This is a genomic window from Nostoc sp. (assembly GCF_036919555.1).
Lineage (GTDB): Bacteria > Cyanobacteriota > Cyanobacteriia > Cyanobacteriales > Nostocaceae > Nostoc.
The window spans coordinates 1-26,888 of record NZ_JBALCS010000123.1; the positions used below are offsets into that span (position 1 = coordinate 1).

The following is a 26,888-nucleotide window of genomic DNA, read 5'->3' on the forward strand; positions in this document are numbered from 1 at the left end:
TGTAGATGCTGGTTTATCATTGTTCGCTGTTAAACAGAGATGTCCCTACGTATTATCTCGTAGTTTTTTTCAGAAATCAAATATGATTCCTATATAAAAATAAAGTTTCAAAAGTATTTGAGTTGAGAACCGTACAATTAAAAGCTGTTATCCCCTGTATTTGATGTCTGTTTAGGGTCATAGCTACCCTGGTAAGTCGTAAAAATTCTATATCCTGGTAATACTAAAGCAATTCCAGTGTTACTGTGAATTTTACCGGGATATTTATCGGGAATATCATCTGGTACGCTCCCACCAATGCGAAAACTAAAACCAAGTAGCCATATATACAAACCAGGTAGTAGTAAATCTATGCTATATGCAATAGCTCTCATTGCCTCATTTTCTTTGAAAGAAGCACAATTTATGGCTATAGCGAATTTTTTGGAGATATTTTTCAGGTTTGTAGTTTCTAACATGGTCTTAATTTCAATCCCCAATAGAGATTTTAGTAAGTTTCAAGCGTTTTAATCCTCATGAGGGATAGGTATTTTGCAACATCCTAATTCTAACAAGTGGATTACATAACGACTTGAAAATCTTCGTTAACAAATGGGTAATTGTTTCAATATCCTGACTATGGGCTTGTTCTAAATCACTCACAACGGATTTTGGTTAACTGTTCATGGTTGAAACATCATCTAATCCAAGTTAATCGCTTATTTTCAGCTAAAAGTATTTCAACTAAATTAACTTTGTTTGAGCTAACCACAAGTGAGTTTAAAAGTGAGAAAAATTAAACTACTGGCTTTGATATTAATTAGTTTAGCAATGGTATTGTCGTTTAATTTGCGTTCTTCAACACCGTCAATACCAGCTGTTGCATCTTCACCACCAAAAACTATCCGCTACTTCGAGCGCACTTTGCCTCAAAGCATAGCTCATATCCTGTTAATTCCAGCTAATAGCAGATTTTTGGTAACTCCTGCATTATCACAAAAGGTAGCCACTGTAGAGGAATTTGCCCAGAAGCATCGAGCCGTAGCTATTTTGAACGCAGGCTTTTTTGACCCAGCCAACCAAAAATCTACATCTTATGTTGTCATACAAGGGAAGTTGGTAGCTAACCCCAAGGAAAACGAACGTCTGGTGAACAATCCCAACTTAAAACCTTACCTGGGTCAAATATTCAATCGCACAGAATTCCGCCGCTACTTATGTGGACAGACCGTTCGCTATGATATTGCCCTACACAGTCAGTCACCACCAGCAGGTTGTCAGTTAGTCGATGCTATAGGCGCTGGCCCACGCCTGTTACCAGAACTCACGTCAGTACAAGAGGGCTTTGTGGATAATGCCAATAAACGAGATGCACTTGGCAGCAATCAACCCAACGCCAGAACTGCCGTGGGCATCACCCGTGATGGCAGCGTTGTTTTAGTTATGGTGGCTCAAAAATCCTCGGCTCCCGCGAACTCTGGGGTATCCTTGCCAGCATTAGCTGATTTTATGAAAACTCTTGGTGCTGATCAAGTGATGAATCTGGATGGAGGGAGTTCGTCTTCGCTTTATTATAAGGGCAAAACCTTTTACGGGAAGGTTGATTTGGAAGGAAATTCTATCAAGCGTCGGGTGAAGTCGGTTTTGCTGGTTCAGGAAAACTAGTATTGAACAGACAGTATCATTACAGTGATTGGGTTTTGTTTGAGCTACGCCTACCCAGTGGTAGATTTTAGCCATAGCACCAATCCCCGAATCCAAATTGAGTCACAATGATAATAGGCAATCATTGAAGGTGCACTCATGCTTCGTCTACCTCAAATTATTCGGAACTTGTTCCTTCGTATTCAAGGCTTGTTTGGTGTTTTATTCGGAAGTTTTTTTAATGCTGTAGGAAATTTATTTGGTTTCTTTGCCAAGCTTTTCGGATTTACTAGCTCTGGTTATTTCTTGGAATCTGATCAGGCGCAAGCGATAAAACAAGCTTCAGCGAAACAGCCAATTGAAACGAATCAGGATAACACTGCTAAAATTCCCACTACTAACCGCCGTCGTTCTAATGCCAAAATTGACGACTATTACCTCAACATGGCTCGTGATGTGAAAAAGAACTAACAAAAGCCATCAGATTGGAGGGTGATTTTAGTAATGTGTAGATGCAAAGCGTTGAAGCAGCGTGGGAACAGGGGGTTTCCCCCATGAGCGACTGCTGTTAGCGAGTCAGACGCTTTGCAGATCGCACTCCAATTTTTGCTCTCAGAATTTTATATATTCTTTACAAACCAATACGCTTGGGTTAGAGCCAAAAACCAAAACCAGCGTAGGTTGGGTTGAGGAACGAAACCCAACATTTTGCAGGGTTTGTTGGGTTTCGTTCCTCAACCCAACCTATAATTATCCTTAACTGAACTGTATTGCTCTATAAACTAAGCACAATTCTACTTACTTTGTCCCTAGCTCTTGCATTTATTGGTGGCGCATGAGCATAGTATCAGTTTGTTCAAAAATTGCTGTCGCCTGCACTGGTGTAGTGTCAGGGCGCTTTTCTTTAAAAATCATCCAGCCACAATTAACGGATTTGGATGTGCGTAGGCGTAGCTCGCGCTTCGGCAAGTGGCACAGGTAGCTCTGCCGAACTGCTCTGTTACTACCGCAGACATCGCACCTTTAATAAAAATTAAATTAGATCCAGTTTGAGGCTGGACAAGAGATAGAGAGATTTTTGAAATTGAATCTTTCCTTGATTTTTAACTTACCAAATCAACCAACGCGTTGCTCCGAAAACGAACTACAGATGAAACTGAGCAGCCGCGATAATTCTCTGATGTGAATACTGATAGTGTGATATTAGCTTCACCAGGATCTAAAATGCGTTTTACCTTGCAGGTTTGCATTTTGTTGTTGCAGTAAGCAATAATGCGATCGCCAGCCTTGACATCCAACGCTTGAATTTTCAATTAATACCAACCTTGCCAGGAGTTTGCTTAGTTAAAGGAAAAATATATTGCTATATTTTACTTGCTCAACAATAGCAATATTTACCAGTATAACACAAAAGCTAAGGTCATTAATATTATCAATTTCATCTTGATAATGTCAAGTTTATTTATGTATGCTCAAAACACTATTAAATGCTGGATTTTCAGAAAATAAGGCTAAAATCTCAACCTTTGTGCAGCTTCTAGGTGGGAGCCTGTGTTGAAAAATCCAGATGGTGGGAAACCTCCGCTCCAACTTCTGTTGACTTAAATTTTTTCCTGACAATTCAGATCATCTGGAAAAGCCCAGGAAAAACCTAACCCCTTCCCGACGCTCTAAGGGGGAAATTTTTTCGAGTACAGATTTTTTATTCTGATGTTTTTGTTACAATTATTAAAATTTTTAGTTAAAAATACCACTATGGCTTTATATGCTGAATTACATAGACACCTGGGCGGTTCTGTCGTACCGCGAGTTTTATGGCGATATTTTGAGCGACATTCTTCAGAGTTGATTTCCCGATTTGCTGACTATTCAGAATTTGAAGATTTTTATACCCGTCCACGCAACACCCTAGATGAGTATCTAGAATTACACACCTTGGTAGAAAGTGTGCAAACTGTCGAGACTTTGCCTTACTTTATCTATCGCTTAGTGCGGGGTGCTTACATTTTTGAAAATTTGGCTTATCTGGAACTGCGCTACACCCCCTATTTACGGACACCTGAGCATCTGAATCAATCACAGAGAATTGACAAGATGGCAGAAATTGTGCAAGTAGTCGGACTTGCCAGCCACCAGCCAGAATATCCGATTGTTAGTAGCCAAATTCTCTGTATGCACACGCGCCTACCCTATGAGGTGAACAAGGCGATTGTTGATTTGGCGGCGCAAAATAAGCAGTATATCTGTGCAGTAGATGTAGCGGGGGGTGATAGCTATTATGCCGATCGCATGGAAGAATGGATCAGCCTATATGATTATGCGCGATCGCTGGGCATTAACACCACGGGACATCTATATGAAACTACTGCTGGTTGTTATCCAGAACTTTTACCCTATTTGATGCGGATTGGTCACGGCATTCAAATTCCCCTACTGTATCCAGAGTTACTTAATGATGTGGCTAAACGCGGACAATGTTTAGAGGTTTGTCCGACAACTTACCTGAAAACTGGTACTTTGCAGGATATACGTCAACTTAAATTAGTTTTTGATCGTTGTTTTGATGCTGGGGTAGATATCGCTATTTGTACTGACAATGCTGGATTACACAATATGCGTCTACCGTTTGAGTATGAAAATCTCTTGACTTACAACATTATTAGTTTTGAACAACTACAAGCTTGTCAAGATGCCGCTTTCCGTCATGCTTTTGCTTGGCCTTACAGTCAACCTCCTGCATCACTGTTGAACGGTTTGCTGAAACCTGAACCACCTAAAGTTTTAGCAATAAGTGATAGTAATTAACGACCACCTAAAGATAAGCAGAAAGTCAGATAATTTAATGTTAATTAATGTTACAATCAGTGATTTTTTTTGAAGCCGTAGGGAAAGTTGTAATGCACAATAGATATTTTGCAAAAATCAATGTTTGAGAAATCAAAGCACAGATGCACACAGATAATTCATCAATATTTATTGCGTGAATTTTGAATTGATTTCTCCCCCCACTTCCCTTGTTCCCGGAAGCTATAAACTATAATTTATGGCATCTACTATTCAAGCTCTACCGACAGAAGTTGTATATCTCATTACAGCTGGAGAGGTCATCGACTCTTTAGCTTCTGTGGTGCGGGAATTGGTAGAAAATTCCCTAGACGCAGGTGCAACGCGAATTGTGGTTTCTTTATGGCCGCAACAATGGCGAATTCGTGTGGCAGATAATGGTTGTGGAATGAACCTAGATGATTTGGAACAAGCAGCCACAGCCCACAGCACCAGTAAAATTCGCTCTAGTGCCGATTTATGGAAAATAAACAGTTTAGGGTTTCGTGGTGAGGCGTTGCACAGTTTGACGACTCTGGCAGATTTGGAAATTTTGAGTCGTCCTGTGGGTGGAAAATTAGGATGGCGGATTAGCTATGGCGATGGTGGGGAAGTTGGGGAAGTTGAAGTAACTGCGATCGCACCTGGTACAGTGGTTACAGTTTCGCATCTTTTCGGTAATTGCTCATCTCGTCGTCAAGGATTGCCCACAGCAGCACAGCAAATGAAGGCCGTGCAAGCCACAATTCACCAAATCGCCCTATGTCATCCCCACGTCACCTGGCAGATTTGGCAAAATGATCGTCAATGGTTCACCATCTGTCCCGCTACCACAACAGGGCAACTGCTACCGCAGATTTTACCGCAAGTGCGACAAGGTGACTTGCAAGAAGTGAAATTAGAACTCCCCAACCCGCCAAACTCCTGTACAGACGCGATTAATCGCGTCTCTGCCCACTCCTCACTAAACTTAGTGGTAGGATTACCCGATCGCACTCATCGTCATCGTCCAGATTGGGTACGTGTAGCCATTAACGGACGGATGGTTAAGACACCGGAACTAGAGCAAACGATATTATCAGCATTTCATAGAACATTACCACGCGATCGCTATCCAATTTGTTTCTTACATCTTGCCATTTCTCCCGATCAAATTAACTGGAATCGCAATCCAGCCAAAACAGAAATTTACCTCAACGAAATAATTTATTGGCAAGAGCAAATTACCCAAGCAATTAACCAAGCACTCAGCATCTCTTCTAATAATCTTAAAGAAGCTGTTCACACAACACGAGTTAGTAAATTACTCAAAGCCGCAGAAGCCAAAGGCGGCTACAATTTCAATCCTCAAAATCCCAACGAAAATCACAAAAATCCTAACTCTTTAAAAGCTGTCGCTCAAGTTAGCAATACCTATATTGTGGCGGAACATTCTGGGGGAATGTGGTTAGTAGAACAGCACATTGCCCATGAGCGAGTTTTATATGAGCAATTGTGTGATAATTGGCAACTTGTGCCTGTCGAACCGCCAATCATTCTTTATCAATTGTCGTCAGCGCAAGTATCGCAACTGCAACGCATCGGTTTAGATATAGAACCCTTTGGCGAACAACTTTGGGCTGTCCGTAACATCCCCGCACCTTTGCAGCAGCGAGACGACTGTGCAGAAGCAATTTTAGAACTTAGTTGGGGAGGCGACTTACAAACAGCCCAAGTAGCTGTCGCCTGTCGCAGTGCCATTCGTAACGGTACACCCATGAACCACCAAGAAATGCAGACACTTTTAGATAATTGGCAACGCACTCGCAACCCTCGCACCTGTCCCCACGGACGCCCAATTTATCTATCCTTAGAAGAATCAGCTTTAGCTCGGTTTTTCCGGCGTAATTGGGTAATTGGTAAAAGTCATGGAATTTGATGTCTTTAGTGAGACATTACAATATTTGATTTTAATTGTACATTAACTAATTATTTGTCACTGTTAACAGATTAAAGTTATGATGAACGCGTAGAGAAAGGTGATCATCGTACTGAAAAACGCTCCTGTTGGTGTGTTCCTATTTCTCAACTACCACCTCTACATAATCATTCCGATTGGCTAGGGCTTAAGTACGTAGTTATGGTTGTGCGTGTCAGACATCTGTGGAATAAAACAACCCGCGAAGTTCAGTTTTACTTAACTAGCTTGAATTGTGATGCTCATAAACTAGGGCAGGCTATTCGTCTTCACTGGGGTGTGGAAAATGTTTGCTTTAAGAGGATAGGATTTATCGCCCTTTTTTAAATGCAGGCTATTCGTCTTCACTGGGGTGTGGAAAATGGCTTACATTGGACTTATATCTGTGATGCTTCCAGAAGAATTTAGATGCTTATGTGCGGTAGCAAGTCTAACCGTTCCGAGTGGTTGCGGTGGGTTATTGCTGAGGCTGTGGCTAAGGAACAAGCTGAAGCCTCCCAGGAAGATTGATTGGAATTTTGCTCAAACGATCGCTGCACTTGTATATTAGACTTATTGACAAATGAGCATATAAACCTTGTACAGCAAGGGCCAAAATCTAATTTTCGGACAAGTCTATTTGTAATTGGGGTAAAAGTGGCGATTAGTGACAGCTTGGCCACTTTGACCCCTAGTTAACCAACGGATCTATATTTCCCTGACAAATCCAAGCTCCCCAGTAAAAGGGATATCCTAACGGTGTGTCTTGTTCTTGACAATTAATTTTACTATTTAGTGATAACTCTTTGACCGCCAAAAGTTCTTTTAGCACTTCTAGACCCAAAGCTGATTCGCGCAATTGCTTAACTGTAATTTTACGGATATAATTCTGAGCAGAATGTAACGCCTCAGCCCGACCCATACCAGACTGCAAATTATCAAAGAAACGCTCCATGAGCAGAGCAGTCACTTTATCAGGAACAGGCCACAGGCTCATCACCAGAGTTTTTGTACCCGCGACGGCAAAAGCGCGACGTAATCCAAACACACCTTCGCCAATTTTAATATCTCCCCTGGCAGTATCACAGGCAGAAAGAACCGTTAACTCATTACTCGACAAATCTAAACTGGCAATATCTTGGGCAAAAACAAAGCCTTTACCTGCGGCTTGAGGAAGTGTCCCACCAGCCAGCCAAGTATTAGCACCCGCTAAAGCCAGTCCAGAACGCAACATAGGATTTTCTACCTTAGTTGTTCGCAGACGTTCCATGCTTAATAGATTACGTCTTTTAGTGACTGATACAGAATCGCTTTGGAATAAGCCATGAGTCGCAATTAGCATGATACTGGGACACTCACTACCGGTCAGGCGGGTTTCTACTGCCTCTGCACCTAAGTATAATTTGGCATCAGGTAGTTTTTTTGCCACACTTTCCCCCAAAAACCTTGTCCCAGGAGCGCGGAATAAGCCTTTTGTAGTGAGAGTAGTAAGTAATTCTGGTATTTTTGGTGCTGGTGTATTGCCACTTTCTCGATCTGTGGCTGTATCTGCTGTTAAATCAAAATCAGGATCGGCGATAATTAATGGTGCAGAGATAGAACAATTTTCCTAAATTATTTAAGCTGCTAGCAATATCAGGATGTTCATCACCAAACAATTGTATTTTCATTGCTAATGCTTCTAAGTGCATTTTTTCGGCATCAGCATAGCGTCCTAATGATGTATAAAGAGCAGCTAAATTAGTTAAAGATTGAGCAATATCAGGATGTTGCTCATCAAATAAGCATCTTCGCATTGCTAAAGCTTCTAAATGCACTTGTTCAGCTTTGAGATATCGTCCTTGTTCTCGATAAATTTCTCCTAGATTATTTAAAGTAGTAGCAATTTCAAAATCTTCTTCTCCATAACATACTTTCCATAATTCTAAAGCTGATAAAAATAGTTGTTCTGCTGCTGGATAGTTACCTTGGGCATGATAGAGTGCTGCCAGATTATTTAAAGATTGAGCTACATCGGGATGCTCTGAACCAAAGAGTTTTTTTCTAATATTTAAAGTTTGTAAATATAAAGGCTCGGCTTCTGAGTAACGTCCTTGTATGCGATGTAATTCTGCTAGGTTATTCAAGCTATCACAATATACTGAATGCTTAGTTAGCTGCTGGCTTTCCCCTAAGTTGACAGCTTGTTGGGCAACAATTATTGCTTGTTCTAAGTTTCCCTGTCCGGCGAGTTGTACAACCTGTGAATTAAGTTGATTCAATTCTTGTATGAGTTTTTCCATCTGCTAGTTCCAGATGCTTGTACAATTTTTAGCTCTGACTTTTCAATTGATCAATCAATTACTTATTCTATCTAAAATTATTCATCCCCGTGAGGGGTCAAGGAATTAAAACACTATCTAGCATTGCGAGGATTCAAGGATCAGTATGTTTCCATCCCCGTGAGGGGTCAAGGAATTCAAACAGCTGTAATCCCAGCGCTAACAACTGGAATCTCTAGTGGTTTCCATCCCCGTGAGGGGTCAAGGAATTCAAACATGTTGTCCCAGATGAGACACATCAGGGTAATTGGGTGGAAGTTTCCATCCCCGTGAGGGGTCAAGGAATTCAAACGACATTTAATTTTGAGACAATCAGTAGCTACACACGGTTTCCATCCCCGTGAGGGGTCAAGGAATTAAAACTCCTCTCAGGTAACGGAACACTTTACCGCAGAAGATAGTTTCCATCCCCGTGAGGGGTCAAGGAATTAAAACCAAGTCAAATCACAAGAGACTTCTTAAGCGTATTTCAGTTTCCATCCCCGTGAGGGGTCAAGGAATTAAAACCCAGTGGCTTATTATTTTCAGACAAAACCTCCTGTAATGTTTCCATCCCCGTGAGGGGTCAAGGAATTCAAACCAAACGGGCTTGCAAAGCAGTGTCTGCAAGATCCAGAAGGTTTCCATCCCCGTGAGGGGTCAAGGAATTAAAACCCCTACTCTTTTAGAAGCCTTATGAAGACTGAGTTTGAGATAGGTCAATCTGAGGGGGTTCTTTTTCAGGGTAAATAATTAAGAAAATATATCAACAGTATCAAAGTGAAGACACTTGAAACGCTTACTCAGCAAGCTATCTGAGGGGGTCAACGAAAGAATAAGGGTTTCAGACATTGCTTTACCCCCTCAGATGCTTATCATTCAGCAACAAACTATAAGTTTACCAAATGATTCAGAGTAAATGGAAATACTCTATTGAGATATTATTGATTTTTCATGGTTCAGTAGTGCTTAAGAATAAATAGTATGAAAACAAACTATAAAAGTCAATCTACTTCATAATTGTTAACCATGCTAAATTCAAGATTTTAAACCTACGTAGGTGTTTTTGTTTGTGTAGCTGTGACTTCAATCTGCATAAGGTAGTAATAAATTACACTTTTTACTGAGCAGTAACCCAATAATCTGTATACAAAAGTTGATATTCTGCGCTTTCAGTCACATATTCTAGCAATTCTACAAGATGACTTGCTTCTAATTCCAAAGGCTCATTATCTCCTGGCGGTAGCCAGTCTAATGCAGGTACTTCCTTGGTAAAAACTGCGATAATTTCCTCCTTACCTGGTTCGCCTTCAATTGGGAAAGACGTTATTGACGAACCTTCTTGCGGCAAAGTTGTTTTACCCGTGTTCAATCGCGGCTGACGAGCAAAACACGAGGGACAAAAACACCACAGTTGTCCAGATGTATCTTTTTGCAACAGTATTAAATATCCAGGAGTTTCTAAATTGACTTCAAAACGAATATAACTGCCTACCTGCACTGATTTTTCATAACGACTCGGTATTTTATGTCCCCAACGTAGTGTTTCTTCTTTTACTAAGACTACCCCCATTTGTTCAGTAGGAGAGCTTAATAATTGAAGTTGTTGCCAAAGCTTATCGAGGGGTGTGAGTTCTTGGGTTTCTGCTTCACCAAATACAGCTATATCTTGCCAGTCTAAGCCCAAGAAAACGCACATCTCTTGAAAATTTGTACGATATATCGGTTTACCGTTGAAGAAATTACTAACAGTTGTGTAACCTAATTTGACCTCTATACCAAAATCTGTTTGAGTTAAATTTCTGGCTTTTAAGGCTTTTCTTGCCAGCTTAACGCCTTCAGTTGATGCAACCAGAGTCCGGCTCATAATAAGTAAAAAGGTAAAAGAAGAATAACAAGAATTCTATCTAAGTCATATACGAAGTCATATACAAGAGTCAATAACCCATACACGAACTCATATATGGCACTGCAACAATTAAATTAAAGGTACTGCAAGGAGTAAATCTTAATTGTAGGGTGCGTTAAAGCAACGCGTAACGCACCACAATCATACGGTGCGTTACGGCTAATTGTTCCTCTCTGTAACCATCAAATCCTAACATAGCCGTAACACACCCTACTTAATATTTTCTTTCTTTTGCCTTTTACCTTTTTACTTATCATTATGTTCACTCTTGAACACCTCCAATTCGCATGGTTACAAGTTCGTGCGGGAAGTAAGAGCGCGGGTGTTGATGGTATTTCTGTTGATTTATTCGAGTCAATGGCTGCGGAACAATTACAGAATATCACATATCAACTCAACCACGAAACTTATATTGCAAGCCCCGCTAAAGGGTTTTATATACCCAAGAAAAACGGCAGTAAGCGGTTAATTGGTATCCCGATTGTGCGGGATAGAATTATCCAGCGCTTACTACTCGATGAATTGTATTTTCCCTTAGAAGATAAGTTTCTTGATTGCAGCTACGCCTATCGTCCGGGACACAGTATTCACCAAGCAGTACAACATTTCTATGGGTACTACAAGTGTCAACCAAAATGGATTATCAAAGCCGATGTCGCCGATTTTTTTGATAATCTCTCTTGGGCATTGTTGTTAACTGCATTGGATGAATTATCACTTGAAGCAATTGTCTTACAGTTGCTGGAACAACAGTTAAAGTCAGGAATCATCGTTGCTGGACAATATCGCAACTTTGGCAAGGGAGTATTACAAGGTGGGGGACTTTCTGGTGCTTTAGCAAATTTATATCTCACTACTTTTGATCGAAAATGTCTCAGTCAAGGTATTAACTTGGTGCGATACGGAGATGATTTTGTCATTGCCTGTAATAGTTGGCATGAAGCAAACCGTATCCTTGACAAAATTACCGCTTGGTTGGGGGAAGTTTATTTAATTCTACAACCAGAGAAGACACAGATTTTTACTCCCAATGATGAGTTTACCTTTTTGGGTTATCGCTTTGCTGGTGGTGAAGTATATGCACCACCACCACCCAAACCTGTACTTGCAGGGGAATGGGTAATTAATGATTCGGGTACACCTTATTTTCGTAGTAAACCAAGACCGGCGAAACCAGTTTCTCGTCCTCCCAAAGGTTGCAGTATTGACAAACCGATCAATTTTCCTAAAGCATCTTTATCCCATTATTGGCAGGAAACCATGACTACTTTATATGTAACCGACCAAGGTGCTTATTTGAGTGTAAAAAATCAGCAATTTCAAGTTTATTATCAAGGTGAATTGCGGATTAAGGTTCCAGTAAGTCGAGTGAGCAATGTTGTGTTATTTGGTTGTTGTAATGTATCGCATGGTGCGGTGGGTATGGCGTTGCGGCGACGGATTCCGATTATGTATTTGTCACAAAAAGGCAGGTATTTTGGTAGGTTGCAAGTAGAAGGTGATGCCAAGGTTGAATATTTGATGTTACAGGTTGAACGTTGTCAAAATCCAGAGTTTACCAGAAAACAAGCAGAAGCGATAGTTCGGGCGAAATTGCATAATTCCCGTGCATTACTTTTAAAATTAAACCGTCGCCATCCCTCGAAAATTGCCGCAACAGCAATCGGTGGAATCGCAGAATTGATGGAGAAGTTAACTTTGGCTGAAAGTATGGACTCACTGCGGGGATACGAAGGAAAGGCGGCGACTTTATACTTTCAAGCTTTGGGTTCGCTATTTACGGGAGTATTTATCTTTGAGAAACGTACCAAGCGTCCGCCAACAGATCCTGTCAATAGCTTGTTAAGTTTGGGATATACATTATTAAGTCAAAATGTATTCTCATTTGTGCAAATAATCGGATTACACACGCACTTTGGTAATCTTCACGTTCCCCGCGATAATCACCCAGCCTTAGTCAGCGATTTAATGGAAGAATTTCGCGCCCAACTGGTTGATTCTCTTGTAGCTTATTTAATTAATTCCAAAATTTTTACATCTGAAGATTTTACTTCTCCAGATGAAAAAGGCGGTGTGTATCTTCAACCTCACGCATTAAAAAAGTTTCTTAAACATTGGGAGGAGAAATTGCAGTCTGAGATAACGCATCCCCATACAGGATATCAAGTCAGCCTTCGCCGTTGTTTGGAATTACAGGTCAGGGAATATATTGCTTCTTTGACGGGAGAAGTGGAGTTATACCGACCGATGATTTGGAAATTGTAATGGGGATTGGGGACTAAGTAAAAACTAGAAAGGTTCGGTGGAGTAATTTTATACTTTATACTTCACCTTGACTTTTTTAGTAAGTTTCTATACACTAGTTATAAATATTCCTGAACCATGAAAAATTAATAAAATAAGATCAAAAGCAAGTGTTTCTAACTACTCTCAATCATTTGATAAAGTTATAAATTCTTCATTGATTGATAAGCATCTGAGGGGGTCAGGCAAAGGCTGAAACCCTTATTCTTTCGTTGACCTCCTCAGATAGCTTGCTGAGTAAGCATTTGAGGTGTGTCAGTATTAAGTTTATTGAGAAAGGTTATCAATTATTCACATGAAAAAACGACCCCCTCAGATTGACCCATCTCAAACTCAATCGTCATAAGGCTTCTGAAAGAGTAGGGTTTAAATTCCTTTACCCCTCACGGGGATGGAAACAGGAATGCTAGTTCCTTTTGGAATTACAAAAGCACCTCGTTTAAATTCCTTTACCCCTCACGGGGATGGAAACGCACTTGGTTTATCACCAAGGTACATTCTTGGTTATGGTTTAAATTCCTTTACCCCTCACGGGGATGGAAACTGGTATAATAAAAGGTCTTCCTGCTAAAACAAAATAGTCTGGTTTAAATTCCTTTACCCCTCACGGGGATGGAAACTAGCTGAACAAAGCGTGGCAGCTCTGCTTCCGTCTTCAAGTTTAAATTCCTTTACCCCTCACGGGGATGGAAACTCTTCAATAATAGAAGAAGATACTATTTCATGAGCGGTTTAAATTCCTTTACCCCTCACGGGGATGGAAACATGGATAATGCTATCACAAGGAAGGTTAACACTATCGTTTAAATTCCTTTACCCCTCACGGGGATGGAAACACGTGATAACACATACAGAACCAGAGCATTGTCTCTCAACAGTTTAAATTCCTTTACCCCTCACGGGGATGGAAACACACTTCTACTATACGTTGGTAGATAGTAAAATTAGGTTTAAATTCCTTTACCCCTCACGGGGATGGAAACTCTTGAAAATAGAAAACCGAGTTTTGATTTAGTGTTTAAATTCCTTTACCCCTCACGGGGATGGAAACTGTATGCCATTTCGAGAGTAGTTAGACCTTTTTTCTCGAGTTTAAATTCCTTTACCCCTCACGGGGATGGAAACGGGATTAAGAACGCGTACTGCTAAATACACCGTCAGAGTTTAAATTCCTTTACCCCTCACGGGGATGGAAACTTCTCACATAGTTAGTCTCCACCTGGACGAACCCTTTGCGTTTAAATTCCTTTACCCCTCACGGGGATGGAAAAGTTGGAAGGACGTTGCGATCGCCATTTGAGAATTTTGGCTGGCGATGATGTATGGGAAGGTGGAGGAGAAATGGCGATCGCATTTGCTGAAACAATTAAACTATAGCTAAGTCGGGGATAATATCTCCGGCTTTTTTTATGCCCTTTTAGCAACTCATATAACCCATATACGAAGTCATATAAAAATAGTATCTGCCCAAATACGAACTCATATATCAACCTGAGAAAATTGAAATATAGGTAAAGAAAGAAAACTTTTTGACCTACAACTAAACCTAGTTGGTTTCAATTTATGTCTACGATTTACATCACCGAGCAAGACGTATCATTCCAAATTCAACACCATTATTTAAAGGTGTTTCATCAAAAAAATCAACGTATCTGTATTCCCATTCGTAATCTCAGTCAGTTCATCATCTTTGGTAATATCAGTTTACCAAAAGAAGTCATTCAAATTGTTCATTCACATCAGATTCCCGTCTTATATCTAACCCAAACTGGTGAATATTTAGGACGAGTAGAAAACCCATCCAAACTACAAGCAAAATATATCACCTACCAACGTAGACGCGCACGGGATATCGAATTTAATCGCGCTACAGCAGAAAGTATTATCTGGGCAAAATTGCACAACCAACATACTTTTCTCCAAAGTTGGACTCGCTACCACGCTAATCACACAATCCAACGCGCATTAAATTACCTGACGCTGTTGATGGACAACTTACCGCTAGCACCAGGAATTGATGAATTGGACGAATACAGCAAGGAAGCTGATAACATCTATTACTGTGCCGTTGGTTCCCTACTCAGCTTTTACAATGGTTCTAGTTATACAACAGCAAAGCGCATTAGCGGACTCCTAAACCTGGGAAATCAACTACTGCATCAATATATTTACACACTTCTGAACACCGCAGGACTTGACCCTAATTACCCAATTTTACACTGCGATGCTCATCACGAACTGCCCTTAGCATGGGATTTTACCGCAGAATTTCGCGCACCTATTGTCGATGACTTGGTGTTAAATTTTGTTCGCAATCTGACTAACACCAATGGTAATGGTAATGGTAATGGTAAAAGCCACTCACACAATCTTCTGCAAAAGTTTCTGCAACATTGGGAAGCAAAACTGCGAACTTTTGTATTGCATCCTTACGCTGGAGAAGTAAGTTATCGTCAATGTCTCGACTTACAGGTACGGGAATATCGCGCATCTTTAATGGGAGATGTGGAATTTTACCGTCCCCTGGCGTTAAAGTTCAAACCAGCAAGTGAAGTAAAAAGCAAAAAGTTAAAAGGCAAAAGAGAAGAAATACAAGATTTACTTTTTACTGCTGACAATGATAGCTCCCAAAATTCTCTTCAACTCCTCAGACTCTTGTAATAATTTATTGAGTTCATCTTGTGAGACAATTTCTGTCGCAACAAGTAGGCGTAACCAATATTGAGTTTCACGAGCTTCTTTGAGAGCAATAGCATTTTTATTAATAAAATCCGCTTTGCTTTGTCCTGCTCCTGCTTCTTCTACATTAGCCCCAATTGAGGTTCCTGAACGTAATAACTGTTTAGCTAATGTGCGTGGAACTCCAGGTTTTTCTTCCAAAGACTGACATAACCTAACTATCCTAACCGCAAAGTCAAATGTTCTCTCAGTTATACCTTGATTCATCGCAATTCACAAACAAAACGAGAAATAAATGGCTCATCCAACTTAACACAACCGACCTCTTTCATCTTTCTTTTGCCTTTTTACTTTTTACTTCCTCTGATGTTTTATTTGGTTTGCTACGACATTGTTAGCGATACCCGTCGCAATAAAGTGGCGAAACTTCTAGAAGCTTACGGGTTGCGGGTGCAAAAATCGGTTTTCGAGTGCGTGTTGGATGAAAAGCAGTACCAAAGCCTATCCAAATATCTCTTCCGACTCGTTAACAAACGCGAAGACCAAGTTAGATTCTACCCGATGTCTGCACACAATCGTTGCAAGGTCGCAGTATTGGGAACGCAACCTGAGTTTGTAGTAGACGACGCTGCGTTTATAGTTTAGCTACACGCAATTTTGACAAAATATTGACCACATAAATCATCACAAAATGAACGCTTGGAAAAAAGCACGCGCTCCACCTGTGCAAAAGTCTCTGCGCTTTCGGTCGATTTTGGACATTCGGAAACTTTTGAATGCACATTCAATCTATCAAGTTCCGTTTAATTTTTGCTGCAAAAGCCCAAAAACAACTTGATTCATTATCCCCAAAAGACCGCAAGCAATATGATAAAGCTTTTGAATGTTTCGCTAATCATGGGCCTACATATCGCAGCTTAAGAACCCATCGATATCGCTGCAAAGATGGCGAACTCTGGAGTTCTTCTGCATCAATGGCGAAACGCTTTTACTGGCGTTATATGGAGGATATGAGCATCATCATCACACATTTAGATTCGCACTAATCAAGGTCAGAATTCAGGAGTTAGCAGAACATTTGATGAATGAATATACCAATGATACTAGACTCCTGATAAATTCTGACTTTTTACAATTCCTTGAAATTGCTCTTTCTGAATGCCTTTGAACTTTTAACTTGTTTATCATGTCTAATATTCGTCGAATTACCACACGCGAACGACATCTGATTTTACTTTATAGCAATTGGGACTTTAGCATGACACCAACACAATTTTATGCGAAATGGGCTGTAAGTTATGAACTAATTGCCTTGATATGCTCCCGTTCTGATTCAACAGTTCGAGGCTGGTTTAGAAATGGCTCTAATCAACGCTATCCCACGCATAATGATTTACTGCATCTGGCTTTGATGGATTTTTTTCTCGAACATTTCGAGGAGATTCCCGAACAGGTTTTGCACTGGTTGCACCTTAATCATCTTGAGTGAACATTCAGGAATTTCACATTTCACAGTTTAAGTAATTTGTCAATAGCATCTTGCTCTGTCTTAGCAAATACTCATCGGCTACGGTAATGATAGTCAATTTCAACGCTGAATCTCTGGGTATTCAACAGCATTTGTAAGGTGGTTATCATGACCTATTTTCAGCAGTTGCATCCGTGGTGCATTATTCGCGTTTTATCTAACGAACAACTGTTGGATAATGCTGGCGTGACTTCTGGTGTTCAACAGTCTAATATTGTTGCACGGTTTCGCCGTCGTAATGATGCAGTTGCTTACTTACAAGTGTTGCGACATTCAATCAAAAATATCAAATTCTTGATTATTTTTGATGTGCAAGGAGTGCGAAATGTACCCAATAATGAGGCTTTGAGTTGATTGACTTTATCTAAACACCTGCGTCTTTGTTAATATCAGTTATCCTGATTCTTGCTAAAAATTATATTATCCAAAGTCCTTTGAACGGGACAGGAGAGGGTAATTGTGATGAAGCAAGACTTGGTTATCTGGTATGACAATAACATTAATCATCCCCAGCGATCGCTCAAACAGTTTGCTGGGGATTTTTATTTTGTCTCTGATTTGACCCCATCTTGCAGTAGCACGACTCACAGCTTTATCCCCTGATGGGGATGAAAACAAGATAAAATACAGAAACTGTGGCTCAAATGATACCATGCCTCGACGCTCTCAAAAAACGCCAAATATCATCGCTCCATATAAGCTTACATGGCCGCCGGACACAGAGTTAATCGGCTTAGAATTTGAGTTAGTCCCCGCAAAAGATTGTTACCTCTTCCCTCAGTACACTATTGGACTACACGCCTGGTTTCTCCAACAAGTGGGTTCCACAGACTCAGAATTTTCTGCTTACCTCCACGATGGAGAATCAGAGAAACCTTTTACTATCTCAGCTTTAAATGGAGAGATTATCAGTAGCGGTAGACAAATACAACTATCTGCAAACACCTCCTATCGTTGGTATGTCACAGCTTTATCTAATCGAGTGCAACAGTGGATGGCGCAATGGGTAGAAAATTTGCCAGAGGTGCTTGATTTAAAAAATGCGCCTTTGCAGATTCGTTCTGTCAAAATTGCCCATCCTCCCACGACTTATAAGCAACTGCTAGAATCTGAGCTTAATGAGACTTTCGCTCTAAAATTTCTCAGTCCTACAAGTTTTCGCCGCAAAGGTCATCACTTTCCCTTACCAGTACCAGTAAATGTATTTCATAGCTACCTGCGCCGCTGGAATGATTTTTCGGGGATGTCTGTTGACCAGGATGCTTTTCTGGCTTGGGTAGATGATTATATATTGATTACTCGTTGCCAACTAATAACCGCCAAGGTTTTGGCGGGGAAGAAAGGCGCAGTCACAGGATTCACTGGGGCGATTGAGTTGAGTTTAGCTAAAGATGCAGCAAAGCAGCCAGAATTTGGGCAGTTATTTTCTGCTTTAGGAAAACTTGCACCTTACTGCGGTACTGGTCACAAAACTACTTTTGGCTTGGGACAAACACGTTTGGGTTGGTCATCTCAAGTTGTCCAAGATATACCTGATGTGCAAACTGTCTTGGCGAAACGCATTGAAGATTTAACACAGATTTTTAAAGCACGACGCAAGCGGACGGGTGGCGATCGCGCAGATGAAATAGCCTCAAAATGGGCGACAATCTTAGCACGGCGGGAAATGGGCGAGTCATTGCAGGTGGTGGCAGAAGATTTAGAGATGCCTTATGAAACGGTGAAGACTTATGTCAAGTTGGCACGACGCGCTTTAAAGAGTGAGGAGTAGTTTGGTATACTCTTGTTTAATCAAGCGGAACCTTAAAAAATTAATATTGCGTTTCTTAGTGAAAGTTAAAGTGTTGGTTTTTACCCTACACACGCAAATTTTTCGCGGGGGTATGCCAATGCTTGAAACCCTTATTATTTCGTTGACCCCCGCGAATCGCTTACTGCGTAAGGCTTTAAGATGTCTATAGTAGTGGGCTAGTGTCAGTAAAGTATGCTTATTGACAGTAAAATCAGACCCCCCGCGAAAATGGCACTTTCAAACCCAGTTGTAGCAAGTGTTCTAGAAGGGTAGGGTTTTCAAATCATTACCCCTCACGGGGATGGAAACGCTGTTACTGTTTGCCCTGGTAGAACCAAAACACTGTTTTCAAATCATTACCCCTCACGGGGATGGAAACACATTTGCTCTGGAGTCCAGCTTTTTCCAATTATTTCAGTTTTCAAATCATTACCCCTCACGGGGATGGAAACCTCTACCTCGTAGACTAGAAAAAGTTACAACATCACAAGTTTTCAAATCATTACCCCTCACGGGGATGGAAACTAAATATTGAGGGCCTCAACATATATTGGACACCCGTTTTCAAATCATTACCCCTCACGGGGATGGAAACAATTATTATCTGGGCTTTCGCCCAAAGAAATCCCACCCTTCTGTTTTCAAATTATTACCCCTCACGGGGATGGAAACTTGAAATAATTCAGCAGCTTGTTCTGGCAAACCATCCGTTTTCAAATCATTACCCCTCACGGGGATGGAAATACATTCGGGATTTAGTTAAAGTTGGAGTGGATTGTGCGATCGCTTTTAGTTAAAGTTGGATTTGTAGAGTGATGCGATCGCGCATGATTAAATAAATAATTGCTATAAAAAAATATCTATGGATTGGCTACCCTCAATTGATTTATTTCACCTGTGGGATTTGGTGATTTCCCAAACTCCAACTCCTATCCCTACATCTTCACCGCTATCAGCCCCGACGAAAAACTTCAATGACATTGAATTATTAAAAAGCCAGTTAGAATTTCTCAAAGCTACAAACGGTCAACTAGGTGAAAGCTTTAACAGATTTGTTGCAGCGATGCAATTTACCTTAGTAGTATTTGCCTTTTTAGGTGGATTTTTAGCTTTTGCTGTGGGTAAAAATTTAGATGATGCTAAGAAAGTCGCTAGTCAATTAATTAACCGAGAAGTAGAGAACAAAATTGCAGATTTAGTTCAGTCTGAAGTTGAGAGTGTCAAGCGTTCTTTGCAACGCGAAAGGGTAATCGGTTCAACAACTGTAGATTATTACTTACCTAGTGATGATACAACAGAACCAGATGATTGTAAGCTGTTGCGAACTAGAGGTTTTGCCAAAGTTAGATTTTGGCATCAAAAGAGAAAACCCAAAAAGCCAGCTGGAGATATTTTTGTCTTAGATTTGATTAATTCTAAGCTACTTGAAGGACAAGATTTTGCTGGATTATCAAAAGATGATGCTAAAAACAAACGAGAAGAGAAAGTAAAAAATCAGATTGACTTAGCACTAAACTGGTTAGATAAAGCAACTGTTTTAGTTATCTATATCGATGGATTTTCTGAAGAAGTTAAGAATTTAGCAACGCGAGTTGATTACTATTATGTTGCTGCAAATACTTCCGTAACTTTGATAGGGATTGTTGCAGATTCAGCTTATGTAGCAGAGGGTCAACATAATTTGTAGGTTTTGTCTCATTATTTATTTAGGTCTAATATATTTAATTTTCTTTGGAACTCCATTTTCTATTTCAGTGATTTCAACTATAACTGTCTGCCCGATTCTTAATCAGAGTAAGCGCATCTCAAACGCTATTGACAAGCGGATTTAGAGGTATGATTATATTGGGATAAGCAAGCAGCAAGAATAATGAGCATATAGTTATTATCCATAGCTGCTCGATTCGATTTTTGACGATTACTACGCTTGAATGATTGCTCTAAATTTAATGCGTTAAGTGCTATTCGTCGCAGCAATCACAAGTTTTATGGAGCATGACCAGTACGAACGCGGCAAGCATCTTCATTAGCCGATATTGCTTGGGAGAAGGATTTAGAACCACTGGAAGGAGAGCCAGTATATGACTAATCCCCGCCCTCTACAAGAACGTGAGCAAAACCTGATTGACCTTTACAGCCATTGTCAACTAGGAATGACACCCAATAAATTTTATGCCAAATGGGATGTTAATCATGAGGCGATCGCCCGAATTTGCTCCCGTTCAGTTTCAACTGTCCGGCGCTGGTTTTCTAAAGGGCGCAACTATCGCCGTCCCATGCCTTCCGATTTACGCCATCTTGCTCTGATGGATTTTCTACTAGAAGGCTTTGAGGGTATTCCTGAAGAACTCTTAAAAAAGGTCTGTTTCCCTAACCGGCATAAATAGGAATTGAAAAGTTAGCAAATTTCAATATCAACCTGACATTTCTTTACCAGCCACCCTCACACTAGGGTGGCTTTGTCTAGGAAATTTTTGAACCAGAATTTGAGTTTTATTCAACCCAAATTAGCCAGCTAAATCACAAGTATTGTCAGGAGAATATTGTGACCTACGTCGAAAAGTTAAATCCTTGGTGTGTAGTCCGCCATTTTCCCACTATGCAACACCAAATTGTTGCTTGTTTTCGTCGCCGGAGTTACGCTGAGGCTCATTTACAAGCTCTGCGCCGACTCATACCAAACGTGACTTTCACAATTATTTTCAGTCTGGAAGTGCAGCAGTCAGACCAAGTTGCCCCATAGAGACTACATTCAGGAAGTAAACTGAATTTGTAGTGCGATCGCTATTTTCTAAAAGACTTTGAATCACCTCCATTTTCAACAAAGCTTCATCCGAAAGTTTAGAAACAATAACGTTTGCTTCAGCAAGATCGTTATTAACATCTGCGGAGCTTGCCCAAATTGTAGAGGTTGTAGAAGATTCTGTATTTTGCATACTATGTTTTATCAAAACATAGTTGTATTATACTATCTTAGTGACAAATAATTTGTTAATTTATGCAAAACCACTATTTTCCAGGTTTCTGGAAAGTGACAATTAAATTGTGAAACATCTGGTATTTGACATCTAATTTGTGAATACCGACTTGGATGGGTACAATCGTCTTAAATAAGAAAACCCTGACATAATCCTTGCTATGTAAGGGTTTTAGGTATTTATAATCCTGTGACAAAAATTTGTTAAATTAACAAACAATTAGTTAATGTACATTAGCTAATCGTGCCACTTATTAGTTGAATTAAGTTGCTCAAGAAATCATGGTTAAAGCCAGTTTGTTAGTAATTCATCCTTTCAGATTTTACGTCAATACAAAAACTCCACTTCCTAAAAGTTAGTGGAGTAATTTATATTAAACTATTAGTAATGAATCATCGCTAATATTGCTATTTGAACTGTACAAGCTAAATTAGTCTATAGCTTTTTTAAGTTCGTCTTTAATGTTTTCTACAGTGTGATCAACTTGGGCTTCAGCTTGCTTTGCTTGTCCTGCAGCTTTATCTTGTGGATTACCGGTTATTTCACCCACAACCTCTTGAATTTTTCCTTCAATATTTTTTGCAGTAGCTTCTATTCTTTTTTCGGCACTCATGGTTTTTATTTCCAGCTTGTAGTTTATTAACCTATTACATAAACTAACAATAGTGTATTATTAATTCCTTCCATCAACCGATAGAATAATCTGATAAATTCTATTAACCTAAGATAGATGCGGAGTGCTACAGGAGTATGTATAAAAAAATATGGATATATAGCAATCATATCTGAATTGGTAGAAAATTCGTACTAAACATCTCCGACAACTTTTACGAAGTTGGGGATCTAACTTTTCACGAAGGATTTAGGACTGCTATAGGCATCTTCATAGAGAATTAGTATAAGTCAAAGCAAATTTTTAACAAAAGGAAAGTAAAGGAGTGGCAATAAAACGTCAAAAAGATGTATGGACGAATGAGATTAATGACATCATTCGGGGTGCTTGTGGAGGTTTTTTATTTGGCATACCTTTGCTGTATACAATGGAAGTTTGGTGGATTGGATCACTGGCAAAACCACAACTGATGATGATGGCGATCGCATTGATGTTTATTGTGGTTTACTTGCTCAATCAAATAGAAGGCTTTCGGAAACGCAGATATAGTTGGCTAGCTCATCAAGCCGCAATGGATACCGTAGAAGCGATCGCGATCGGACTAGCTTGCTCTACCTTTGTACTGCTACTATTGCGAGAATTGACACCAGAAACTTCTCTAAAGGAATCTTTAGGTAAAATCATCTTTGAAAGTGTGCCCTTTGCTATTGGTGTAGCATTAGCCAACCAGTTGTTGGGAGATACTAGAAACAGCAATGCAGAAGGGCAAGAACCTGATCAGGCAAACAGGATAACCAATAAAAAAGGAGATGAGTTAAACGCCACCTTCGCCGATTTGAGTGCAACTTTGATTGGTGCAACTGTAATTGCATTTAACATTGCCCCTACGGATGAAATTGCTATGCTTGCAGCCGCAGCCTCGCCACCTTGGGAGTTGGCAATGATCGCCACATCTCTACTGATTTCTTATGGCATTGTATTTCAGGCAGGTTTTTCTGACCAGCAAAAGCGAAGACGGCAGAAGGGAATTTTCCAACGACCATCCAGCGAAACCATCATGTCCTACTTAGTATCACTGCTAGCAGGCGCTTTTATGCTGTGGTTCTTTCAAAAGTTAACTTTTAGCGACCCTTGGACAATGTGGTTAGATCACACATTGATGTTGGGCTTACCTGCAACTATTGGCGGTGCAGCCGGAAGGTTAGCAATATGACTAAAACAGAACAGCAACCACACTCTATTGCACAGTGGGTGACATTCAGCGTTGCCTCATTCATCCTAGCAATCATTGTCAGTCTGGTAGGATACACTTGGCTGAACGAAAGAAATCAACCTCCCATGCTTTCTGTCACCAAAAAAGAAACAATTCGGGAAATTAATGGACAATTTTATGTTCCCTTTGAAGTTGTAAATACTGGAGGAGACACAGCCGAGTCAGTGCAAATTATGGCTGAGTTACTGATTAACGGTAAAGTTACAGAAACAGGAGAGCAACAGATCGACTTTTTATCTAATGGTGAAAGCGAAGAAGGCGCATTTATATTTAGCCAGAACCCGCGCCAAGGTCAGTTAAATCTGCGTGTTGGTAGCTATAAATTGCCATAGGTAAGATTTCAAACCACAGATAAACGTGGACTAACATGCATATGTATATGTTGCAGAGAATATAAGTTTTGGGCGTTGCAAATTTGCTGGATGATTTTCCTGCTTTTGTAGGATGGGCAACATGAGCGTCCCTTATATTTCCGGGCGGGCAGGATGCTCACCCCACAAGAATCATCCCTTGATTCAGCAATACCAAGTTTTGATTTGTGAAAATCACAAGACTCAGATCCCGGACTTCTTAGAGAAGTCCGGGATCTCGTTGTTCACGTTTCAATTCGGATTGCTATAGCAATCCGAATTGAAACGTGAGAAAATACTGAGATTAAAAGTACGTATTTTAAAGCCTTTCAGCGATTTTTTCTCTCACGAATGATTTAGGATTGCTATATATAGTTGCTGACGCGCAGTAGTTTAAGCTTTAACCTTAGCTTTTGACCAAACGCCGTTTTCATCTTCATCATATTGCTGGTGAACAGTCTCCCAAGCAGCTTGTTCAGCTGTGAACTCGTCATTTTTCTCATTGAAGATAGTATTATAGCGCTCAATGAATGTACTCTGAGCTTCATCAGAAAGATGAGCGCGAACCTCAGGAGACAAGTCCTCTGGACTGTTGCACTGTCCAGGACAAGGGCGAGCAAAAGTTTTTTCAATCGTGTGAATTTCTTCGGCACCAGCACTTTCCAGCAGCAATTGAAATTCGCCAGCGCGATCGCTCGGAACTTCTGCCATTACTAAGAACTCGCCAGCTTGTAAGCGGGTTTGGTAGATAGTCGCTTTATCTTCTGGCATCCCCAAAGTAGTCAGAACCGATACTAGACCAGCACCTGCACTACCTGCGATCGCACCACTGGCAGCCCCCAGCAACACTGCACCTATAGGTCCTGCTGCTACAATTGAGCCGACAAAGGGAATAAACAATACGCCTACACCCGTGAGCAAGCTGAGGAACGAACCAAATAAGGAACCAAAAACCGCCCCTGTTCTCAAACCTCCCAGAATCACATCTTTTTTACTAATAAAGCCAGCGATTCTCGTTTCCGACTGGAAGCTTCTGCCCATGACCGAAATATGATCTCTCGGCACGCCCCTGTCTAGTAAACGTCGAATCACATCATCAATTTGCTTCTGTTCTTTAAATACAGCAGAGATAGTACGTTCTGCTTTATATACTTCTGGCACTTAAATACTCCTTGTATTATGTTGTTTTTGCAATGAATATGGTGAATAGGTAGATGCAGGCAGATTAATCCATTTTACACGAGTTGAGGGAGGATTGATTCCTCCCTCAACTCGTTTGACACTTAGCCATCCTCAACTCAGACGTTATCAGCTACACACCTACAGGAGTCTTAGCCTCTGATGCTGGCTTTCTACCATCTGGGTCTAGTGCTTCCCCTTCAATAAATGAACGCAGCATCCAAGCTATCTGCTCATGCTCTTCGAGCAGTCCAGTTAAAAAGTCAGCAGTTCCCTGATCGTGGAACTTTTCACCAGACTGATCCACATGATCCCTTAAGTTGCGAATAACCTGCTCGTGATCATCCACTAGATTAGCTACCATCCCTGTTGCTGTGGGAACACTACCAGCATGTTCCTTGAGGGTAGCAATCTTGAGAAATCCCTCCAATGAGCCAACCGGGTAACCGCCCAAAGCACGAACTCGCTCTGCCACTGCATCAATATTTAGAGTCAGCTTTTGGTAATGTTCTTCCCAAAGCTGGTGCAAAGAGCGGAACTGAGGTCCAACGACATCCCAGTGATACTTTTTGGTTTTTACCAACAGTAGATAGGCATCTGCCAAATCTTGATTCAACAGATTAATTACACCTTGACGTTGTTCTTCTGTCAAACCAATGTTTATCGCACGCATTGTTTTCCATCCCTAAGCAAACTTATTTACTAATATCTCAAATTTCATATACATTCCACATCAACCAAAGGAAATATTGTGATCTGAAATTAATGATAATATTCAGAATTCTGTCTATGCCTTAATAGGTAGTATTAAGCCAAGAATCCAATTATTAGCGAACTTTATTGATTTTTAAGATCCAAAAATAAAAGTATTATATATAATAATAGTTAATCAAGACATCTATCATTAAAACTATCTAAACGCAATTTCCCCAAAAATACTCAGTGTGAACATAGTTTTATAGTTGATTGAATTTGTCATATTAACATTAGTAATGGGTAACTGCTTTTACGCAATCACCCATTACTACCGAAAAATTACCAAGGTATTAACTCTGTTACTTACCTGTAACTTTGTCCAAAAATTTCTTTACATTTTCTTCCGATGATGTTGCACCCTGGGAATTTTCAGGACTCTTTTGCTTGTCAATATCAGCATCTCCCTGAACCTCATTTAGTCCTTTGTTGGACTCCTTTTGAACCTGTTTCAATCCTTGTGGTGGTTCTTTAGCAGCTTCGTCAGTTTTGCGCTGAATGTCAAGTAATTGTGTAGTACCTTCGGTAGAGTCACTTTGGTAGCTATCGATCGCAAAAGCAGGAAAAGCATTAGATAACAATATTAAGGCACAAGTAAAAGCCACAACTAGAAAACGTACTGGACGGAAGATAGATAAAACAGAAGCAATAACCATCATTTGAAATCCTCAATAACAGATTTAACAACGCAGAACTTTCACTGAAAGAGCAGAAGCTCATAGCTTTATTGGGCAACCTTGAGCAATAATAAAACTAGCAAGCTACGCTTAAATCTGGAAGTTCTTGAGAAACGAACCTGAGAAAGAAATTGTCTTTGTATTTCTGCATCGAATTAGTCAGGGATAATA

28 protein-coding genes and 3 CRISPR repeat arrays are annotated in these 26,888 nt (G+C 40.3%); of the genes, 17 read left to right on the forward strand and 11 right to left on the reverse strand.

Annotated elements, in window-relative coordinates:
- Positions 1-137 precede the first annotated feature (137 nt).
- Positions 138-458: a hypothetical protein gene (locus V7K36_RS32985; RefSeq protein WP_335122158.1), complete on the reverse strand. Its 321-nt coding sequence runs from the start codon at positions 456-458 to the stop codon at positions 138-140.
- Positions 459-765: 307 nt separating this feature from the next.
- Between V7K36_RS32985 and V7K36_RS32990 the strand changes: the two genes are divergently transcribed.
- A complete protein-coding gene (locus tag V7K36_RS32990) occupies positions 766-1,644 on the forward strand; it encodes a phosphodiester glycosidase family protein (protein WP_335122279.1) in 879 nt (292 codons plus the stop codon).
- A gap of 138 nt (positions 1,645-1,782) precedes the next feature.
- Positions 1,783-2,094 (forward strand): threonine dehydratase, encoded by a 312-nt coding sequence (locus tag V7K36_RS32995; RefSeq protein WP_335122160.1) that lies wholly within the window; start codon positions 1,783-1,785, stop codon positions 2,092-2,094.
- Positions 2,095-2,726: 632 nt separating this feature from the next.
- Here the strand turns inward: V7K36_RS32995 and V7K36_RS33000 are convergent.
- A complete protein-coding gene (locus tag V7K36_RS33000; RefSeq protein WP_335122162.1) occupies positions 2,727-2,936 on the reverse strand; it encodes a hypothetical protein in 210 nt (69 codons plus the stop codon).
- Between the two features lie 442 nt (positions 2,937-3,378).
- On the opposite strand from V7K36_RS33000, the gene V7K36_RS33005 reads away from it, so the two are divergent.
- Entirely contained in the window at positions 3,379-4,428 is a 1,050-nt protein-coding gene (locus tag V7K36_RS33005) for an adenosine deaminase (protein WP_335122164.1), read from the forward strand.
- Between the two features lie 238 nt (positions 4,429-4,666).
- Positions 4,667-6,364: a DNA mismatch repair endonuclease MutL gene (mutL, locus tag V7K36_RS33010; protein ID WP_335122165.1), complete on the forward strand. Its 1,698-nt coding sequence runs from the start codon at positions 4,667-4,669 to the stop codon at positions 6,362-6,364.
- A 709-nt stretch (positions 6,365-7,073) separates the two neighbouring features.
- Here the strand turns inward: mutL and V7K36_RS33015 are convergent.
- The 3 genes from V7K36_RS33015 to V7K36_RS33025 form a co-directional block, all read right to left on the reverse strand.
- Entirely contained in the window at positions 7,074-7,979 is a 906-nt protein-coding gene (locus V7K36_RS33015) for a CHAT domain-containing protein (RefSeq protein ID WP_335122281.1), read from the reverse strand.
- Positions 7,948-8,664 carry a tetratricopeptide repeat protein gene (locus V7K36_RS33020; protein ID WP_335122167.1) on the reverse strand — a complete coding sequence of 239 codons (717 nt, stop codon included), beginning with the start codon at positions 8,662-8,664 and terminating at the stop codon, positions 7,948-7,950. Before V7K36_RS33020 ends, V7K36_RS33015 begins: the two co-directional genes overlap by 32 nt.
- Positions 8,665-8,741: 77 nt before the next feature.
- Positions 8,742-9,352: direct repeats of the CRISPR family, unit length 30 nt; unit sequence GTTTCCATCCCCGTGAGGGGTCAAGGAATT.
- A gap of 450 nt (positions 9,353-9,802) precedes the next feature.
- Entirely contained in the window at positions 9,803-10,549 is a 747-nt protein-coding gene (locus V7K36_RS33025; protein ID WP_335122169.1) for a DUF4384 domain-containing protein, read from the reverse strand.
- Positions 10,550-10,849: 300 nt separating this feature from the next.
- Between V7K36_RS33025 and cas1 (V7K36_RS33030) the strand changes: the two genes are divergently transcribed.
- Positions 10,850-12,856, forward strand: coding sequence for a CRISPR-associated endonuclease Cas1 (gene cas1, locus V7K36_RS33030; protein ID WP_335122171.1), 2,007 nt, complete (start codon positions 10,850-10,852; stop codon positions 12,854-12,856).
- Positions 12,857-13,259: 403 nt separating this feature from the next.
- A CRISPR array of direct repeats spans positions 13,260-14,166; the repeat unit is 35 nt; unit sequence GTTTAAATTCCTTTACCCCTCACGGGGATGGAAAC.
- A 292-nt stretch (positions 14,167-14,458) separates the two neighbouring features.
- The gene (gene cas1 / locus V7K36_RS33035) at positions 14,459-15,556 is read left to right on the forward strand and encodes a CRISPR-associated endonuclease Cas1 (protein WP_335122173.1); all 1,098 of its coding nucleotides are present in this window, start codon (positions 14,459-14,461) and stop codon (positions 15,554-15,556) included.
- Here cas1 (V7K36_RS33035) and V7K36_RS33040 read toward each other — a convergent pair.
- Positions 15,494-15,841 carry a four helix bundle protein gene (locus V7K36_RS33040; protein ID WP_335122175.1) on the reverse strand — a complete coding sequence of 116 codons (348 nt, stop codon included), beginning with the start codon at positions 15,839-15,841 and terminating at the stop codon, positions 15,494-15,496. The two genes, cas1 (V7K36_RS33035) and V7K36_RS33040, sit on opposite strands and share 63 nt — an antisense overlap.
- Positions 15,842-15,940: 99 nt before the next feature.
- On the opposite strand from V7K36_RS33040, the gene cas2 reads away from it, so the two are divergent.
- From cas2 to V7K36_RS33085, 9 genes are all read left to right on the forward strand, one after another.
- Complete coding sequence (gene cas2, locus V7K36_RS33045; protein WP_322678103.1) at positions 15,941-16,219, forward strand: CRISPR-associated endonuclease Cas2; 279 nt, start codon at positions 15,941-15,943, stop codon at positions 16,217-16,219.
- A 131-nt stretch (positions 16,220-16,350) separates the two neighbouring features.
- Positions 16,351-16,620, forward strand: coding sequence for a hypothetical protein (locus V7K36_RS33050; protein ID WP_335122177.1), 270 nt, complete (start codon positions 16,351-16,353; stop codon positions 16,618-16,620).
- Positions 16,621-16,760: 140 nt separating this feature from the next.
- Positions 16,761-17,063 (forward strand): hypothetical protein, encoded by a 303-nt coding sequence (locus V7K36_RS33055; RefSeq protein WP_335122179.1) that lies wholly within the window; start codon positions 16,761-16,763, stop codon positions 17,061-17,063.
- Positions 17,064-17,210: 147 nt separating this feature from the next.
- Positions 17,211-17,456, forward strand: coding sequence for a hypothetical protein (locus V7K36_RS33060; RefSeq protein ID WP_335122180.1), 246 nt, complete (start codon positions 17,211-17,213; stop codon positions 17,454-17,456).
- A gap of 105 nt (positions 17,457-17,561) precedes the next feature.
- Entirely contained in the window at positions 17,562-17,705 is a 144-nt protein-coding gene (locus V7K36_RS33065) for a hypothetical protein (RefSeq protein WP_335122182.1), read from the forward strand.
- Between the two features lie 49 nt (positions 17,706-17,754).
- Positions 17,755-18,873 carry a CRISPR-associated endoribonuclease Cas6 gene (gene cas6, locus V7K36_RS33070; RefSeq protein WP_335122184.1) on the forward strand — a complete coding sequence of 373 codons (1,119 nt, stop codon included), beginning with the start codon at positions 17,755-17,757 and terminating at the stop codon, positions 18,871-18,873.
- Positions 18,874-19,168: 295 nt separating this feature from the next.
- Positions 19,169-19,638: direct repeats of the CRISPR family, unit length 35 nt; unit sequence GTTTTCAAATCATTACCCCTCACGGGGATGGAAAC.
- A 118-nt stretch (positions 19,639-19,756) separates the two neighbouring features.
- Positions 19,757-20,581, forward strand: coding sequence for a hypothetical protein (locus V7K36_RS33075; RefSeq protein WP_335122186.1), 825 nt, complete (start codon positions 19,757-19,759; stop codon positions 20,579-20,581).
- A gap of 394 nt (positions 20,582-20,975) precedes the next feature.
- Positions 20,976-21,281 carry a helix-turn-helix domain-containing protein gene (locus tag V7K36_RS33080; protein ID WP_335080669.1) on the forward strand — a complete coding sequence of 102 codons (306 nt, stop codon included), beginning with the start codon at positions 20,976-20,978 and terminating at the stop codon, positions 21,279-21,281.
- A gap of 158 nt (positions 21,282-21,439) precedes the next feature.
- On the forward strand, positions 21,440-21,637 hold the full coding sequence (locus tag V7K36_RS33085; protein WP_335122188.1) for a hypothetical protein: 198 nt from the start codon (positions 21,440-21,442) through the stop codon (positions 21,635-21,637).
- Here the strand turns inward: V7K36_RS33085 and V7K36_RS33090 are convergent.
- Complete coding sequence (locus V7K36_RS33090) at positions 21,597-21,830, reverse strand: hypothetical protein (protein WP_335122189.1); 234 nt, start codon at positions 21,828-21,830, stop codon at positions 21,597-21,599. The two genes, V7K36_RS33085 and V7K36_RS33090, sit on opposite strands and share 41 nt — an antisense overlap.
- 472 nt (positions 21,831-22,302) lie before the next feature.
- Positions 22,303-22,485 (reverse strand): CsbD family protein, encoded by a 183-nt coding sequence (locus V7K36_RS33095; protein WP_335122191.1) that lies wholly within the window; start codon positions 22,483-22,485, stop codon positions 22,303-22,305.
- 325 nt (positions 22,486-22,810) lie between these two features.
- Here V7K36_RS33095 and V7K36_RS33100 point away from each other — a divergent pair, with 325 nt between their 5' ends.
- Positions 22,811-23,698: a TIGR02587 family membrane protein gene (locus V7K36_RS33100; RefSeq protein ID WP_335122193.1), complete on the forward strand. Its 888-nt coding sequence runs from the start codon at positions 22,811-22,813 to the stop codon at positions 23,696-23,698.
- Positions 23,695-24,090, forward strand: a complete 396-nt coding sequence (locus V7K36_RS33105) for a TIGR02588 family protein (protein ID WP_335122195.1) — start codon at positions 23,695-23,697, stop codon at positions 24,088-24,090. Before V7K36_RS33100 ends, V7K36_RS33105 begins: the two co-directional genes overlap by 4 nt.
- A gap of 411 nt (positions 24,091-24,501) precedes the next feature.
- Here V7K36_RS33105 and V7K36_RS33110 read toward each other — a convergent pair whose 3' ends face one another.
- The 3 genes from V7K36_RS33110 to V7K36_RS33120 all read right to left on the reverse strand — a co-directional run bounded on the left by V7K36_RS33110 (position 24,502) and on the right by V7K36_RS33120 (position 26,699).
- The gene (locus tag V7K36_RS33110) at positions 24,502-25,269 is read right to left on the reverse strand and encodes a ChaB family protein (protein WP_335122197.1); all 768 of its coding nucleotides are present in this window, start codon (positions 25,267-25,269) and stop codon (positions 24,502-24,504) included.
- Between the two features lie 151 nt (positions 25,270-25,420).
- Entirely contained in the window at positions 25,421-25,960 is a 540-nt protein-coding gene (locus V7K36_RS33115) for a Dps family protein (RefSeq protein ID WP_334830907.1), read from the reverse strand.
- A 382-nt stretch (positions 25,961-26,342) separates the two neighbouring features.
- Positions 26,343-26,699 (reverse strand): hypothetical protein, encoded by a 357-nt coding sequence (locus tag V7K36_RS33120; protein ID WP_335122198.1) that lies wholly within the window; start codon positions 26,697-26,699, stop codon positions 26,343-26,345.
- Between the last annotated feature and the right edge of the window lie 189 nt (positions 26,700-26,888).

Bases quoted from the DNA above. Each gene is read 5' to 3' on its own strand.
- V7K36_RS32985 (WP_335122158.1), bottom strand. From the start codon at position 458: ATGTTAGAAACTACAAACCTGAAAAATATCTCCAAAAAATTCGCTATA.
- V7K36_RS32995 (WP_335122160.1), top strand. From the start codon at position 1,783: ATGCTTCGTCTACCTCAAATTATTCGGAACTTGTTCCTTCGTATTCAA.
- V7K36_RS33005 (WP_335122164.1), top strand. From the start codon at position 3,379: ATGGCTTTATATGCTGAATTACATAGACACCTGGGCGGTTCTGTCGTA.
- mutL (WP_335122165.1), top strand. From the start codon at position 4,667: ATGGCATCTACTATTCAAGCTCTACCGACAGAAGTTGTATATCTCATT.
- V7K36_RS33020 (WP_335122167.1), bottom strand. From the start codon at position 8,664: ATGGAAAAACTCATACAAGAATTGAATCAACTTAATTCACAGGTTGTA.
- V7K36_RS33025 (WP_335122169.1), bottom strand. From the start codon at position 10,549: ATGAGCCGGACTCTGGTTGCATCAACTGAAGGCGTTAAGCTGGCAAGA.
- cas1 (WP_335122171.1), top strand. From the start codon at position 10,850: ATGTTCACTCTTGAACACCTCCAATTCGCATGGTTACAAGTTCGTGCG.
- cas1 (WP_335122173.1), top strand. From the start codon at position 14,459: ATGTCTACGATTTACATCACCGAGCAAGACGTATCATTCCAAATTCAA.
- V7K36_RS33040 (WP_335122175.1), bottom strand. From the start codon at position 15,841: ATGAATCAAGGTATAACTGAGAGAACATTTGACTTTGCGGTTAGGATA.
- cas2 (WP_322678103.1), top strand. From the start codon at position 15,941: ATGTTTTATTTGGTTTGCTACGACATTGTTAGCGATACCCGTCGCAAT.
- V7K36_RS33050 (WP_335122177.1), top strand. From the start codon at position 16,351: ATGCACATTCAATCTATCAAGTTCCGTTTAATTTTTGCTGCAAAAGCC.
- V7K36_RS33055 (WP_335122179.1), top strand. From the start codon at position 16,761: ATGTCTAATATTCGTCGAATTACCACACGCGAACGACATCTGATTTTA.
- V7K36_RS33060 (WP_335122180.1), top strand. From the start codon at position 17,211: ATGACCTATTTTCAGCAGTTGCATCCGTGGTGCATTATTCGCGTTTTA.
- cas6 (WP_335122184.1), top strand. From the start codon at position 17,755: ATGCCTCGACGCTCTCAAAAAACGCCAAATATCATCGCTCCATATAAG.
- V7K36_RS33075 (WP_335122186.1), top strand. From the start codon at position 19,757: ATGGATTGGCTACCCTCAATTGATTTATTTCACCTGTGGGATTTGGTG.
- V7K36_RS33080 (WP_335080669.1), top strand. From the start codon at position 20,976: ATGACTAATCCCCGCCCTCTACAAGAACGTGAGCAAAACCTGATTGAC.
- V7K36_RS33090 (WP_335122189.1), bottom strand. From the start codon at position 21,830: ATGCAAAATACAGAATCTTCTACAACCTCTACAATTTGGGCAAGCTCC.
- V7K36_RS33095 (WP_335122191.1), bottom strand. From the start codon at position 22,485: ATGAGTGCCGAAAAAAGAATAGAAGCTACTGCAAAAAATATTGAAGGA.
- V7K36_RS33105 (WP_335122195.1), top strand. From the start codon at position 23,695: ATGACTAAAACAGAACAGCAACCACACTCTATTGCACAGTGGGTGACA.
- V7K36_RS33115 (WP_334830907.1), bottom strand. From the start codon at position 25,960: ATGCGTGCGATAAACATTGGTTTGACAGAAGAACAACGTCAAGGTGTA.
- V7K36_RS33120 (WP_335122198.1), bottom strand. From the start codon at position 26,699: ATGATGGTTATTGCTTCTGTTTTATCTATCTTCCGTCCAGTACGTTTT.